Annotated in this window: 13 protein-coding genes; 10 read left to right on the forward strand and 3 right to left on the reverse strand. The window is 56.2% G+C overall.

The features are described 5' to 3' along the window. The first annotated feature begins 79 nt into the window (after positions 1-79). From ytfE to O5O45_RS22540, 5 genes are all read left to right on the forward strand, one after another. On the forward strand, positions 80-748 hold the full coding sequence (gene ytfE, locus O5O45_RS22520; protein ID WP_305901578.1) for an iron-sulfur cluster repair protein YtfE: 669 nt from the start codon (positions 80-82) through the stop codon (positions 746-748). Continuing rightward, positions 741-3,011: a nitric-oxide reductase large subunit gene (locus tag O5O45_RS22525; protein WP_305901579.1), complete on the forward strand. Its 2,271-nt coding sequence runs from the start codon at positions 741-743 to the stop codon at positions 3,009-3,011. The genes ytfE and O5O45_RS22525 overlap by 8 nt, the downstream gene beginning before the upstream one ends. 115 nt (positions 3,012-3,126) lie before the next feature. After that, positions 3,127-3,480, forward strand: coding sequence for a winged helix-turn-helix transcriptional regulator (locus O5O45_RS22530; RefSeq protein WP_305901580.1), 354 nt, complete (start codon positions 3,127-3,129; stop codon positions 3,478-3,480). Next, a complete protein-coding gene (locus O5O45_RS22535; protein ID WP_305901581.1) occupies positions 3,477-4,193 on the forward strand; it encodes a serine aminopeptidase domain-containing protein in 717 nt (238 codons plus the stop codon). Before O5O45_RS22530 ends, O5O45_RS22535 begins: the two co-directional genes overlap by 4 nt. Positions 4,194-4,249: 56 nt before the next feature. After that, positions 4,250-4,582: a hypothetical protein gene (locus O5O45_RS22540; protein ID WP_305901582.1), complete on the forward strand. Its 333-nt coding sequence runs from the start codon at positions 4,250-4,252 to the stop codon at positions 4,580-4,582. Positions 4,583-4,604: 22 nt separating this feature from the next. Here O5O45_RS22540 and O5O45_RS22545 read toward each other — a convergent pair whose 3' ends face one another. Next, positions 4,605-5,453, reverse strand: a complete 849-nt coding sequence (locus O5O45_RS22545; protein WP_305901583.1) for a substrate-binding periplasmic protein — start codon at positions 5,451-5,453, stop codon at positions 4,605-4,607. 210 nt (positions 5,454-5,663) lie between these two features. Between O5O45_RS22545 and O5O45_RS22550 the strand changes: the two genes are divergently transcribed. Continuing rightward, positions 5,664-6,449 carry a substrate-binding periplasmic protein gene (locus O5O45_RS22550; RefSeq protein WP_305901584.1) on the forward strand — a complete coding sequence of 262 codons (786 nt, stop codon included), beginning with the start codon at positions 5,664-5,666 and terminating at the stop codon, positions 6,447-6,449. Positions 6,450-6,452: 3 nt separating this feature from the next. Here the strand turns inward: O5O45_RS22550 and O5O45_RS22555 are convergent, their stop codons facing one another. After that, entirely contained in the window at positions 6,453-7,865 is a 1,413-nt protein-coding gene (locus tag O5O45_RS22555; protein ID WP_305901585.1) for an aminotransferase-like domain-containing protein, read from the reverse strand. A gap of 98 nt (positions 7,866-7,963) precedes the next feature. On the opposite strand from O5O45_RS22555, the gene O5O45_RS22560 reads away from it, so the two are divergent. Further along, positions 7,964-9,346: a pyridoxal phosphate-dependent decarboxylase family protein gene (locus tag O5O45_RS22560; RefSeq protein ID WP_305901586.1), complete on the forward strand. Its 1,383-nt coding sequence runs from the start codon at positions 7,964-7,966 to the stop codon at positions 9,344-9,346. Positions 9,347-9,371: 25 nt separating this feature from the next. On the opposite strand, the gene O5O45_RS22565 is transcribed toward O5O45_RS22560, so the two are convergent. Continuing rightward, entirely contained in the window at positions 9,372-10,121 is a 750-nt protein-coding gene (locus tag O5O45_RS22565; RefSeq protein WP_305901587.1) for a spermidine synthase, read from the reverse strand. Between the two features lie 429 nt (positions 10,122-10,550). Here O5O45_RS22565 and O5O45_RS22570 point away from each other — a divergent pair, with 429 nt between their 5' ends. From O5O45_RS22570 to oppC, 3 genes are all read left to right on the forward strand, one after another. After that, entirely contained in the window at positions 10,551-12,143 is a 1,593-nt protein-coding gene (locus O5O45_RS22570) for a peptide ABC transporter substrate-binding protein (protein WP_305901588.1), read from the forward strand. Positions 12,144-12,211: 68 nt separating this feature from the next. Then, the gene (gene oppB, locus O5O45_RS22575) at positions 12,212-13,138 is read left to right on the forward strand and encodes an oligopeptide ABC transporter permease OppB (RefSeq protein WP_305901589.1); all 927 of its coding nucleotides are present in this window, start codon (positions 12,212-12,214) and stop codon (positions 13,136-13,138) included. Positions 13,139-13,174: 36 nt separating this feature from the next. Beyond that, complete coding sequence (oppC, locus tag O5O45_RS22580) at positions 13,175-14,080, forward strand: oligopeptide ABC transporter permease OppC (protein ID WP_305906239.1); 906 nt, start codon at positions 13,175-13,177, stop codon at positions 14,078-14,080. Positions 14,081-14,096 lie beyond the last annotated feature (16 nt).

The raw sequence follows: 14,096 nt of genomic DNA on the forward strand, positions 1-14,096 counted from the left end.
AAAAATATCAATGGCTTAGCCAATGGCACAAAGGTTGCCATTGCTATGGTGAGTTAATCACTATCAAAGGAAACCCGCCATGACCTTACTTGATCGCCCCGTCGGCTGGATCGCTCGCAACCTACCCGGCTCCACCCGCCTCTTTCGTGAATATCAACTGGATTTTTGTTGCGGAGGCGCGAAGAAACTACGGGATGCGCTGGCTGAGAAGGAGATAGAGCCGGACCTTGTGTTGCAGCAGCTCAACGCCTTACAGGAGGAGCCGGAGGATAATTGGAGCCAGGCCGGCCGTCCTGAGCTGATCGACCATATCCTCACCCGTTACCACGCTCGCCATCGCGAGCAGCTTCCAGAGCTGATACACCTCGCCCGCCGCGTGGAGCATGTCCATGGAGAGCGAGAGGAATGTCCCAACGGACTGGCCCAGCATCTGACGGAAATGCTTCAGGAGCTGGAAAGCCACATGATGAAAGAGGAGAACATCCTGTTTCCCATACTACTGGCGGGAATGAGCGGCATGCAGGCGCAAGGCCCTATTTCCGTCATGCGTATGGAGCATGATCAGCACGGCGACGCACTGGCGCATTTAGAGGCGTTGACCAACAACATCACGCCCCCCAAAGGCGCCTGCAACACCTGGCGCGCACTTTACGCCGGGCTCGCCCAACTGCGCGACGACTTGATGCAGCATATCCATCTGGAGAACAACATTTTGTTCGCCGACGCCGTGGAGGACGCCCATGTCTGACTATCGCAAACTCTGGTGGCTGCTAATCGCCGTACTGGGCGTCACCTTCTGCTTGCTCGGGTTCTTTGGTCGCGAGGTTTACCGGCAGGCGCCGCCGATTCCAGAGCGCTATGTCGCCACTACAGGCGAGACCATTTTTACCCATGAGAATATCCTCGATGGGCAGACCGCCTGGCAATCCGTTGGCGGCATGCAACTGGGCTCAATCTGGGGACACGGCGCTTATCAGGCGCCAGACTGGACTGCAGACTGGCTACATCGTGAATTGGAGCGCTGGCTGGAGCTGGCGGCGCAGGAGGTTTATGGCGCCGCTTATAAGGACTTGGATGACGAACGGCGAAGCATCCTGCGCCATCGTCTGAAAAACGAATACCGCACCAACACCTACAACGCGGACAGCGGTGCGGCGACAGTCAGCCCGCGACGGGCGCAGGCCATGGCGGATATCGCGGAGTATTACAGCCGTCTGTTCGGCGACGCGGTGGATTTACAGGGAACTCGTGAAAGTTACGCCATGAAGGAGAATACCCTGCCCGACGCTCAACGCAGAGAAAAACTCGCCGCCTTTTTCTTCTGGACTGCCTGGGCCGCCGCCACGCAAAGACCCGACAGCGACGTCACCTACACCAACAACTGGCCACATGAACCCTTGATAGATAACCGTCCCACCGCGGAAAACATCATGTGGTCCATTGTTAGCGTCGCACTCCTGATCGCCGGCGTCGGTCTGTTGATTTGGGGTTGGGCGTTTCTGCATAAACATGATGAGGCGGAGCCAGTCGCGCCGCTGTCAGATCCACTGACTCGTTTCCCGCTGACGCCATCTCAACAGGCGCTGGGCAAGTACCTGTTCCTGATTGTCGCCCTGTTCGCCTTTCAGGTGCTGCTTGGCGGCTTCACCGCCCACTACACCGTTGAAGGGCAGCACTTTTACGGTCTTGATGTCTCCCAATGGTTTCCCTACTCGCTGGTGCGCACCTGGCATATTCAGAGCGCGCTGTTCTGGATCGCCACCGGATTCCTTGCTGCGGGCTTGTTCCTCGCGCCCATTATCAATGGCGGCAAAGACCCTAAATACCAAAAGCTGGGCGTCGATATTCTGTTCTGGGCGCTAGTCGTGGTGGTGGTCGGCTCCTTTGTCGGCAACTGGCTGGCGATCGCACAGATTATGCCGCCAGAACTGAATTTCTGGCTGGGTCATCAGGGATATGAATATGTGGATCTGGGACGCCTCTGGCAGATTGGCAAATTCCTCGGCGTCGCGTTCTGGCTAGTATTGATGCTGCGGGGAATCGTCAATGGTTTGCGACGTCCCGGCGACAAAAACCTGTTAGCGTTGTTGACCGCGTCAGTAATCGCCATCGGGCTATTTTACGGTTCCGCCTTTTTCTACGGCGAACGCACGCATCTTTCCATCATGGAATACTGGCGCTGGTGGGTGGTGCACCTTTGGGTGGAAGGGTTCTTCGAGGTCTTCGCCACAACTGCGCTGGCGTTTATTTTCTCCACCATGGGGCTGGTGTCGCGGCCCATGGCGACCACCGCCAGCCTGGCTTCGGCCTCACTGTTTATGCTCGGGGGCGTCCCCGGTACGTTTCACCATCTTTACTTCGCCGGCACCACAACGCCCGTGATGGCCGTCGGCGCCACTTTCAGCGCGCTGGAAGTGGTTCCCTTGATTGTGCTGGGCTACGAAGCCTGGGAGAACTGGCGCCTGAAAACACGGGCTCCATGGATGGATCACCTGAAATGGCCGCTACTCTGTTTTGTCGCCGTCGCCTTCTGGAACATGCTGGGAGCAGGCGTCTTCGGCTTCCTGATCAATCCGCCGATTTCGCTGTATTACATCCAGGGACTGAACACCACGCCAGTGCACGCCCATTCAGCGCTATTTGGCGTCTACGGTTTCCTGGCTCTGGGCTTCACCCTGCTGGTGCTGCGCTATATCCGCCCCCATATGGTCTTTAGCGATCGATTGATGAAAACCGGATTCTGGTGGCTGAATGCGGGATTGGCGTTGATGGTCGTCGTCAGTCTGGCGCCAATCGGACTACTGCAATTCCACGCCAGCGCCAGCCAGGGTCTATGGTATGCGCGCAGCGAGGTATTTATGCAACAGGACATCATGGAAACCCTGCGCTGGGCCCGTACCCTCGGTGACGTCATCTTTATCGTCGGCGCCTTCGCCATGGGCTGGCAAGTAGTCCGTGGTTTATTCGGCGAATCAGGGGAAACGCTACAAGCTGACGCAATTGCTGAGTAATCCCTTCATATAACGCAAGCCCCGGAAATCTTATTTAGGTTTCCGGGGCTTTTTGTTTATTATCTGGGGTCATCGCAGTCCTGGGCCTTTGTGGCCCGTTAATGGTTTCGAGTCTATGTCCGAAGATACCGTCCCCTTGAAAACGCCGCCATTGGAAAGCGCCCGTATGGTGGAAACCATTTATGGCTGCAAATGGTCGCTGACCGTTTTCAGTCTCTTGGCGAACGGCGTCAACCGCCCCGGAGAAATGGTGCGCCGGGTGGATGGCCTGACGACCAAAGTGCTTAACGACTGCCTGCGCAAAAACCAGAACTTCGGCATTATCAAACGCATCGCTTATCCGGAAATTCCGCCGCGTGTGGAATATGAAATCACCCCATTCGGACGCAAGTTCATTCGAATACTGGACGACCTGGAAAAACTGCAGGACGAAATAATAGCCGCCACCAGGGATTCACATCAGCGATGAAGTCACAACCAAAATTGGTGATGTTGCCAGGCATGGACGGAACCGGGGATTTGTTCTCGCCATTTCTGGAATGTATACCCCAGGTTGAAACGCAAATTATTCCGTTACCGCAAACCGGGGCCCAGGATTATGACTCGCTGGCCAACTATGTTCGCGAACAGCTTCCTGACGATGACTTCTATCTGCTGGCGGAGTCCTTTTCCGGCCCCATCGGCGCACTGTTAGCGGCGGACGGCGTCCCGGGTCTGCAGGGCGTCATTTTCGTCGCCACATTTTTGTCCATTCCCAGTCCCTGGGCGGTATGCGTCGGCCGACGGCTGCCGCTGCAACGCATGATGCGTCTGCCTTTTTCCAGCTGGACGCAGCGACGCCTGCTGCTAGGCGCCGATGTCGGCGATGACTTCCTGCAACGCTTCTCCACCGCAGTGCGCTCCACGCCAGCGGCCACGCTCAAGGCGCGTCTGGAGGCGCTGCAACATCTGCACTGGCGGCGTGAACCCGTCTCTTTGCCGTCTATTTACCTGCAAGCCAGCGACGATTATTTAGTGTCGCCAGGCAAAGCGCAGGAGATCCAACAGTATTTCCCTAACAACCGTCTGGCGCGTATCAAAGGCCCTCACTTTCTGCTTCAGGCCAACCCCGCCGCCTGCGCCCGCACCCTGCTGGATACGTTATCCATCTGGGAAAGCCGTCGGCGCGCAGCCAAGTCCTGACGCCATCCGCCACAAAGGCGTATACTCAAATCAAGTCCATGGGGAAGGGGCCGCTCATGAGCAAGCTTATAAGCTGGGTCGCTTTGGCGACGCTGTGTGTATCGTCCTGGCTGGGTGGATGTGACGCCCAGTTCCACATCGCCGTCAATTCGGGTTGCGATGACCCTGCGCCACTGGAGGGCGACATCGCAGGCCTTGAAAGCGGCGCCACCGTGTTTCTGAAATCAGGGAATGACGCGCTGAGCGAGGCGAACCGCATGTCTGAGCAGTTCTCTATAGAAGTGGCGGCGATTGACGTGGATGGCGGCAGCTTCTTTATTTATACGTCCAGCTCCACTTTGGGTTCTCTGCGCTGTGAAGGCGTCGTCGCCAGTATCCGTATTTCCTGACCCGCTCAGTCTTATCGCAGACTTACCCCGGCCAAGCGACGTCGTTCTCCAACGTTCTTTCCACCTCTAACAGAGCGTCCGCCGGCGGCTCCACGAAGTAACGGCGCATCAGCTCTTTATCCCGTCCCGCCGCTTTCAAACGATCAAAGCTTTTCTGTAACGCCTGTTTGATAGCATCAGACGTTTTCGGACTCACCACCGCCCACAAACGTCCCGACAGCTCTTCAATTCTGAACAGTTTTTCAAAGTTGGACGGGCTGAGATTCACCTCTTTCAGGCGAATGGGAAAACTGACTTCGACCTGCATCATAAGATCCGTAAAGCCACGATACTCCCGCATGATGTTCTGCGAGTTATGCACCACCGTCTCCACCATCGTATTGTCCGGCGGAAAGCCAATCCCCTTGCGTTTCAGCAGTTCCTCAAAGTTACTGCCGCTTTGCACGCTGATACTGTATCCCTTACCAATGATATCCTCCCAGCCCTTCGCTTGAATATCTTCCCGGGAGCTGAGTTTATAAAGATACACATCGTAAGGCGCCACCCATCCCAACCAGTGGAATTTGTTTTCCCGCTCAGGCGTGCGCGACAGCGAGAAGAACACGATGTTAGGCTGACTCTCCGCCAACAACATCGCCCGCTTCCAGGGGGCGAACATGATGCTGCTCTCAATGTTATTTTCCCTGGCGACGTCCGCCATCACTTCCTTCATGAAGTCGATGACGAAGCCGGTGTACTCGCCATGCCCCGTCATCACTTGCAATGGCGGAAACTCTTGCGTGACCAGCAACACTTTTTCTTTCGCCATTGCGCCGTCAATCATGGCGATTAAAGCAAGAGTGAATAGTAATCTTTCCGTTAGGCGCCTCATCGGGATTCCTTAGATAGCAATTGAGTCGCTCTGGGCGACGCTTTATTGATTATAGCCCCGGTCGCCGGTCGCCACTGCGTTCCTGGCTTGCGTTTGCGAACTGCGGCAATTCGCATACACTTAATCTATTAGCGGATTGTCATGATGACAAACGGGAGAGGCTCAACGTCTTTTGCAGGATATGTTTTTCACTTGTACGGCCGTCTAACCATGAATACCTGTCTCCGGCGTTTCTTGTTTCTTGGGTGGGCTTTAAGCCTGTTGTCCTCCGTTCATTCCGCCGAGGCCAAACGCGTCGTCCGCCTCACCAATGGTGAATGGCCGCCCTATGTCTCTCAGGATCTCAAGTACGATGGCGTTGTCTCCCTGATCGTCAAAGAGGCCTTCGCCAGCGAAGGTTACGAAGTCAAATACACCTTCCTGCCCTGGAAACGCGCGCTGCAAAGCGCTCAGGACGGCGAATGGGACGGCTCCATCCTGTGGGCCTATCGTGAAGAGCGCACCCAATATTTCATCTACAGCGACCCCATCTCCAGCACTCAGTATGTGTTTTTTCATCTGCGCAACGCTGATTTTGACTGGAAAGATTTCAGCGACCTGAAAAAGTACCGCTTCGGACTGACGCTGGGTTACAACTACAACGAAAAATTCATGGAAATGGTGCGCAATGAGGAAGTGGCGCACGACTACGCCAGCGACATCGTCAGCAGCTTCAAAATGCTGTTCAAACACCGGGTGGATGTGGTGCCGGAAGATGTTGAAGTGGGTTACTTCATCCTATCCAGCGAATTCGCTCCTGGGGTGGACCGTATGGTCACCAGTCATTTGAAGCCGTTATCCGAGGAGAAACACTACCTTCTAATGTCCCGTCGCGTTCCCGACGCCAATGAGTTGATAGAAGCTTTCAATCGCGGCTTGAAGAAAATGCGCGCAAGCGGACGCCTGGAGTCTTTGTTAGAAAAGTCCCGCATGGGCGACTTCATCCAGAAAAAATAGACGCTAAAGCGTTTCCTCCCGGCAGATTTCCCCCAGCCTGCACACCGCCGCCCGCGCACGTTCATCAAACGGCCAGCCCGCATTCAATCTGATGCAATGACGATAGCGCTCTGTGATGGAAAAAACCGTCCCCGGAGAAATACTCAAGCCTTCCTGCGCCGCCCGTTGAAACACTTGCCAACCATCACACTGCGGCGGCAGGGTCGCCCATAGCACATAACCGCCTTCGGGCTCTGTGACGGTTGAGCCATCAGGGAAAGACTGCAATATCGCCCGGCTCATGGCGTCCACCTGTTGCGCCAGACTCAAGCGTAACTTGCGCAAGTGGCTGCGATACTCGCCGCAATGAATGAAGTCCGCCAAGGCCGCCTGCAAAGGCAGGTTGATGCTGATTGTGAGCGCCCGGCGATGCTGCAGCGCCGCCTGTCGCCACTTTCCAGGCGCGCACCAACCCAGACGATACGCCGGGGTCAGCGTTTTCGATACCGAGCCGCACCAGAACACCCAGCCCGCGTTATCCCAGGATTTAATCGGCAGCGGTCGCTGGCGGCCATAACTGCACTCGCCGAAGATATCATCTTCAATCACCGGGCACTGGTACGCAGCCGCCCAGGCGGCGATGTCCTTTTTCTCCTGCGCCGACAGAGTAAATCCAAGCGGGTTATGATTATTGGCGCTCAACAGACAGGCTTTCACATCCGGCCGCGCCATCGCCTCACGCAACCGCTCTGGGTATATGCCCCGATAATGCAAAGGGATCTCCAGTACTTTGCGCCCGAGGCTTTCTATGACCTGCAACAACCCACTGAAACAGGGGGTCAACACCGCCACCGTTTCTCCGGGTTGCGTACACAGCTGCAATCCCAAACTCACCGCATCCATGCCGCCATTACAGATCATCAGATCATCCGACGAGAATGCCATGCCATCTTCTTTGAAATGCCGCGCCAAAGCCTCCCGTAAACCCGCATCGCCTTGCGCAGGACCGTAATGGAACAAACGCTCGCCCAAGCGCCGGGAGGCGCGGATCAGGCTGCGCTGCAGCAATTCGGAAGGAACCAGCGAAGGCGCTAACAGGGAGACGCCGAAAGGTGCGAAATCCCGACGACTGGACACGGTTTGCACTTCTTCGATCGCTCCGATGTTGGGGACTCGCGAGGCGCGCCCGGTGAAAACCGGCAACTCCGGTCCCGCAGGAGGCTTCTCTTTATGCCTCACGTAAAAGCCGGATTGCGGCCGCGCCTGGACAAAGCCTTCCGCCTCCAGCTGGCGGTAGCATTGCAGCGCCGTCGTCAGGCTCACCTCATGCTGGAGACTGAACCTCCTTACCGAGGGCAGTCGCTCCCCAGGTTGCAGGCGTCCGCTATGGATATCTTGTATCAGGCTTTCCGCCAGGGTCTGGTATAGCGCAGGCAAATTGTACTCTTTTTAGGGTCACCAATTGTCACTGTTATGCTTCCATTCGCGCCCCGATAATGCAATGCCTATTCAGTCACTTATTAAGGAGCGCCGCCATGTCGCTGCTACACGACGACTTTCACGACCTGGACAGACTGACCACTGACGTCCGCCAATGGTGTCTGGACTTCATCCGTTCCGCCGACGATCGCCCAGCCGCCATGATCTCCGACATAACTCCCCCCGCATTAGAAGCGCCGGAGTTTGGTGAGGGCGCGGAAGCCGCCATCGCGCGCTTCATCAAGGAGGTCAGCCCCCATCTCGCCGCCGCCATCGGTCCCAAGTATTGGGGTTTCGTTACCGGCGGAGTGACTCCGGCGGCGCTGCTGGGCGACTGGATTGCGGCTGCAGTGGATCAGAACCTTTCCACACCCGGCGACTCCATCGCATCTGCGCTTGAAGTTCAAACCATTGAGTGGCTGCTCGCCCTTTGCGATCTGCCGGTCAGTTTTTCCGGCTGCCTGACCACCGGCGCCACAGCTTCCAACCTATTGGGCATTCTCTGCGGTCGTCAGTTCGCAGGCCAAAGACAAGGCGTGGATATCGCCGCTGACGGGTTATCCGGCGTAGCCGTGGAGGTGTTCTCCGCCACGCCCCACGCCAGCGCCCTGAAAGGCATGGCGATCGCCGGATTGGGACGCAAGCGACTGGTCCAGGTGGCGCGACTCGCTGACAGTGAGGCCATGGATGTGGACGCCCTGCGCATCGCTCTGGAGCACAGCGACAGCGCAGGAAAAATCGTAATCGCCAGCGCCGGAACGGTAACAGGAACCGATTTTGACGACCTCGAAGCCATCGCCGACCTGTGTGAGCAACATGGCGCCTGGCTGCATGTGGATGGCGCTTTCGGCTTGTTTTCACGTCTGCTGGAAGATCGTCGTGATTGGACCAAGGGTCTGGAGCGCGCGGACTCCATCACCTCCGACGCCCATAAATGGCTGAATACGCCTTATGATTGCGGTATTTTCTTCTGTCGCCACCTGCAGCTCCTGCAGTCCTGTCTGGAAGTCCCCGCCCCCTATCTGGCGGTGAACAGCGCAACGCCGTCGTTCATGAATCTGGGGATCGAGAACTCGCGGCGCTTCCGCGCTCTGCCCCTGTGGATCAGCCTGCTGGCGTATGGCAAGGCCGGTTTCCGGCGCATTGTGGAAGATAATTGTTCGCAGGCGGAGCGACTGGCGCAGTGGTTGCAACAATCACCCGACTATGAATTACTCAAACCGGCCAAACTCAATGTAGTGGTGTTTCGTCCACAGGGAATGGATGACGCAGATGTCCCTCATTTTCTGCAGCGACTCAACGCCACCGGAGAGGTATTCATGACGCCGGGTCAATGGCGAGGACGCAGCGCTATTCGGGCGGCATTCAGTAATTGGCGCACCACGCAGGACGAAGTCGACCATGTCTGCGCCTTGCTGGAGAGAAGCGCCCGGCGATAACCGGCGTCCGAGACATCAACGGCCCCTACGCCTGATACCGGGTCATGCGTTTGACGAAGGGAGCCAGGGAAAAACCCAGCTGCGGCGACAACCTTTTCGCCGCGGCGGTCAGCTGTTTTTCCGTGAGCGCCACAGCGGGCTTGCCCGCCAGAATGATCCAATTGCCTTCCTGGGTCGCGCATAAATAGACGCTGCGAAAGCGCCGCCCCAACTCCGCCAGCATGACTTTTTCCAGGCGATGATCCACCCAGCAGTTCATCACCAGCCAGCCATCGTCGCTCAACAGGCGGTCGCTCTGCTCAAGAAAAGCCGGTTGCAGCAGACGGCCATCCAGTCCATCTCCGGTGAATACGTCGCACAGAAGTAAATCGGCGGAGTGCGCCGGGGCCGTCTCCAAATACGATGCGAAGTCAGCAATGGCGACCTGCACCCGTTCGTCCCGCGGCAACTGGAAAAAGCGCTGCGCCACCCGCACCACTTCCGCCCGCAGTTCCACCGCCTGCAACTGCAGGTCAGGAACCCGATGATACAAACAGCTGATCAGGCTACCGCCGCCCAGACCCAACATGACCGCGCGTCTCGGCTCATGCAGCAACAGACACAACAGCATGGCGCGGGTATAGCCATGGGCCAGCAAAGAAGGGTTGTCCTTCAGAAGACAGCTTTGTTCATCGTTCGAGCCGAACCCCAGGTAGCGCTTCTGGCCATCGTCAAACACCTGGATGCACCCGAATTCATCGTAGGTGCGGAATATTTCTCTACCGGGAATCGCCATAAAAAGCACGCCTGGGCGTCATCTTCGTCTGAAAAAATCGCGCAAAGTGTAAATGGCGCCGGGGACAAAAAACAGTAGTCGGAGCCCTGCGCAACGCCGCCTTGATAGGAACTTACGCCAGGCGTTATGTCCATATAACCGCATTCGCCCTGTTTTGATACGCCCAGCATGGCCGGCGCCCCACATCAATACGTAGATATACAAAAAGTACATATAGGTATACGGCATTTCGATTGACCAAGTTAGCGCCTCTCTCCACACTCGTTGTCCAATGACTGGCATGATGCGTAATTAACAATAACTTAAAACTGATGCTGTACCATCACAGAGGCCTCCTGCGCTCTGAAAACGGGTCAGCCTCGTAACCAGTCCGCTATGGAAAAAACAATAAAACCATTGAGGACATCAACATTAAGACGAGAGGATTTTATGAGTTTTAAATCTCGCACAGGGAAAATATTTTCCGCCTTAACGCTGACACTTTCTCTGCTGGGAGCGCCCATCGCCCTAGCTGACACGACACTAAGAATCGGCAACCAGGGTGAGCCGGCGTCACTGGACCCTCATTTCCTCAGCGGTGACTGGGAGAACCGCATCGCTGGGGATCTTTTTATGGGCCTGACGACTGAAGACCCTGAAGGCAACGCTATCCCCGGCGCCGCAGAGAGCTGGACCGTTAGCGACGACGGACTGGTTTACACATTTAAAATCCGCGACCACAAATGGAGCGATGGCCAACCTGTCACGGCGAAGGATTTCGAATACGCCATGCGCCGCATCCTGCTGCCGGAAACGGCGGCGGAATACGCATCATTGCTTTACATCATCAAAAATGGCGAAGAGCTGAACACCGGCAAGGCCAAACCGGAAGATCTGGGCGTGCGCGCACTTGACGACAAAACCCTGGAAATCACCCTGAAAGGGCCTGCGCCATTCCTGATCAGCATGCTGACCCACTACACCGCTTTCCCTGTGCCCATGCATATCGTTGAGAAATACGGTAAGGACTGGACCAAGAAAGAGCATATCGCCACCAACGGTCCTTACAAGCTGGTGGAATGGCTGCCTAACACCCACGTCAAAGTCACCAAGAACGAACTGTTCTGGGACGCGGCGAACGTCAAAATCGACAACGTTATCTTCTATCCGCAGGAAGACGCAGCGGCGCTGATCAAGCGCATGCGCGCAGGCGAAATCGACTGCATCTACAAGTTCCCCTCCGGCCAGATCGACTGGTTGCGTCAAAACATGCCAGAGGAAACCAAAATCGCGCCTTACCTCGGCACTTACTACTATCCGATCAACACCAAGCGCGCGCCCTTCACTGACAAGCGCATCCGTCAGGCCCTGTCCATGGCCATCGACCGTGAAATCATCATGGACAAAGTGCTGAAAACCGGCGAACTGCCGGCTTACAGCATGGTTCCCCCAGGCACCAGTAACTACAAAGAGCCTTCTTACGTCACCTGGAAAAGCATGCCGATGGCTGATCGCATCGCCAAAGCCAAAGAGCTGATGCAAGAGGCGGGGTACGGCGACGACAAACATCTGAAAGTGCAACTGCGCTACAACACTGACGACAACCACAAGCGTATCGCTATCGCGGTGGCGCAAATGTGGAAAAAAATCGGTGTTGAAACTGAACTGTTCAACAGCGAAGTTAAAGTTCACTATGCTGAACTGAAGCAAGGCAATTTCGAAGTCGCTCGCGCCGGCTGGGTGGCTGACTACAACGATCCGCAGAACTTCCTGTTCCTGCTGGAGAGCTCTTCCAAGTCGCTCAACTACGGCAACTACGACAATCCTGAGTACGATAAGTTGATGGAAGCCGCTTATCTGGAGTCTGACCTGAAGAAACGCGCGCAGATCATGGGCAAAGCGGAAGCAATCGCCATGGAAGACGCGCCAATCATTCCTATCTACTACTACGTTTCCAAAAACCTGGTCTCCACCAAGATCAAAGGCTGGAAAGACGCTATCAACGATACGCACCGCACTCGCTGGTTAAGTATCGAGAAATAATCGCTAAACCTTTTCGCGGAGGCGCCCTTACGGGGGGGCCTCCGCTCAGCCTATTCTGCGTAACCGTTATGTTGAACTATTTCATTCGGCGGGTGTTGGCGTCTATTCCAACCCTGCTCATCGTTATTACTATCGCTTTTTTCATGATGCGGATCGCACCCGGCGGTCCCTGGGATAAGGAACGTTCGCTGCCGCCTGAGATCGAGGCGAACATTATGAAAGCCTACGACATGGACAAGCCTCTGGTGGAGCAATATTTCATCTACCTCGGCAAGATCCTGGTGGGCGACTTCGGCCCTTCATACAAGTTTCGCGACTTCAGCGTCACCGACCTGCTCATGGGAGGCTTCCCGGCAAGCCTGCAGATAGGCGGCATGGCGATTGTCCTCGCGGTCATATTCGGCACGCTATTTGGAGCGATGGCCGCCTTGCGCAAAAACAGCGCAGCCGATTACTCAGTGATGACCATGGCCATGACCGGCATCGCCATTCCCAACTTCGTCATGGCGCCGGTGCTGACTCTGATTTTCGGCGTTTATCTGTCCTGGTTGCCCGTCGCGGGCTGGGGCGACGGTTCATTCCAATACAAAGTTCTGCCAGTGCTCGCCCTGGCGTTGCCGCAGATCGCTTATATCGCACGGCTGACCCGCGGCAGCATGATTGAAGTCCTGCATTCCAACTATATTCGCACCGCCCGCGCCAAAGGTCTGCGCGAGCGCCTGGTGCTGCTGCGCCATGCTCTGAAAGGCGCCATGTTGCCCGTAGTTTCTTACCTTGGTCCCGCCACCGCCGCCGTCATCACCGGTTCAGTCGTTATCGAAACGATTTTCGATATTCCCGGCATCGGTCGTTACTTCATCCAAGGCGCCCTTAACCGGGACTATCCCCTGGTAATGGGAACCGTCATTTTCTACGGCGTGCTCATTATCGTTCTGAACCTCATTGTCGACATGCTGTATGGCCTGCTCGACCCTAAAGTCCGTCTTCACGACTGATGGGAGGCGCAGATGAATCAATCCCAGGACCAAGCAATGTACAGTCAGAAAAGTAAACTCGCCGCCATGATGCCCGACGTGGAAAACACCATAGAAGGGCGCAGTCTGTGGCAGGACGCCAGACGCCGATTGTTCCAGAACAAGGCGGCGGTAGTGTCCATGGTGATACTCGCCATCATCGCGCTCATGGCTATCTTCGCGCCTTTCCTGAGCCCGCACCCACTCGATGAAATCTATTGGGATCGCATTCAGGCCGCTCCGGATTACGCTAACGCGCACTGGTTCGGCACAGACAGCAGCGGGCGCGACCTGTTTATCCGCGTGCTCTACGGCGCCCGCGTGTCTTTGATGGTGGGTATTCTCGCCACCGGCGTGAGCCTGATTATTGGCGTCACCTATGGCGCTATTTCCGGCTATTTTGGGGGCAAGGTGGATAACCTGATGATGCGTTTCGTCGACATCATGTATTCCCTGCCGTTCATGTTCTTCGTCATCCTGTTGATGGTGGTGTTCGGCCGTAACATATTCCTTATCTTCGTCGCCCTGGGTGCGGTGGAATGGCTGACCATGGCGCGTATCGTGCGCGGCCAGACGCTGTCCATCAAGCGCAAGGAATACGTCGAGGCGGCGCATGCAGGCGGCGTCAGCAATCTGAAGATTATCTTCCGTCATATCATTCCGAATGTGCTGGGCCCGGTGATCGTCTACGTCACCCTGACAGTGCCCCAGGTCATTCTGACCGAGAGTTTCCTGTCGTTCCTGGGCTTAGGGGTGCAAGAGCCGCTGACCAGCTGGGGCGTACTGATTTCCGAAGGCGCCAAGCTGATGGAAATGGCTCCCTGGATGCTGATTTACCCGGCTATTTTCCTGGCCACCACCCTGTTTTGCTTCAACTTCATCGGCGACGGGCTGCGTGACGCGCTCGATCCCAAAGACAGATAACGGCGGAGATTTTCAT

The sequence above is a fragment of the Hahella sp. HNIBRBA332 genome (genome assembly GCF_030719035.1).
Taxonomy (GTDB): domain Bacteria; phylum Pseudomonadota; class Gammaproteobacteria; order Pseudomonadales; family Oleiphilaceae; genus Hahella.

Excerpts from the sequence above, each read along its gene's own strand:
- O5O45_RS22570 (WP_305901588.1), top strand. The coding sequence starts at position 10,551 with ATGAGTTTTAAATCTCGCACAGGGAAAATATTTTCCGCCTTAACGCTG.
- O5O45_RS22525 (WP_305901579.1), top strand. The coding sequence starts at position 741 with ATGTCTGACTATCGCAAACTCTGGTGGCTGCTAATCGCCGTACTGGGC.
- O5O45_RS22540 (WP_305901582.1), top strand. The coding sequence starts at position 4,250 with ATGAGCAAGCTTATAAGCTGGGTCGCTTTGGCGACGCTGTGTGTATCG.
- O5O45_RS22550 (WP_305901584.1), top strand. The coding sequence starts at position 5,664 with ATGAATACCTGTCTCCGGCGTTTCTTGTTTCTTGGGTGGGCTTTAAGC.
- ytfE (WP_305901578.1), top strand. The coding sequence starts at position 80 with ATGACCTTACTTGATCGCCCCGTCGGCTGGATCGCTCGCAACCTACCC.
- oppC (WP_305906239.1), top strand. The coding sequence starts at position 13,175 with ATGTACAGTCAGAAAAGTAAACTCGCCGCCATGATGCCCGACGTGGAA.
- O5O45_RS22560 (WP_305901586.1), top strand. The coding sequence starts at position 7,964 with ATGTCGCTGCTACACGACGACTTTCACGACCTGGACAGACTGACCACT.
- O5O45_RS22545 (WP_305901583.1), bottom strand. The coding sequence starts at position 5,453 with ATGAGGCGCCTAACGGAAAGATTACTATTCACTCTTGCTTTAATCGCC.
- O5O45_RS22565 (WP_305901587.1), bottom strand. The coding sequence starts at position 10,121 with ATGGCGATTCCCGGTAGAGAAATATTCCGCACCTACGATGAATTCGGG.
- O5O45_RS22530 (WP_305901580.1), top strand. The coding sequence starts at position 3,127 with ATGTCCGAAGATACCGTCCCCTTGAAAACGCCGCCATTGGAAAGCGCC.
- oppB (WP_305901589.1), top strand. The coding sequence starts at position 12,212 with ATGTTGAACTATTTCATTCGGCGGGTGTTGGCGTCTATTCCAACCCTG.
- O5O45_RS22535 (WP_305901581.1), top strand. The coding sequence starts at position 3,477 with ATGAAGTCACAACCAAAATTGGTGATGTTGCCAGGCATGGACGGAACC.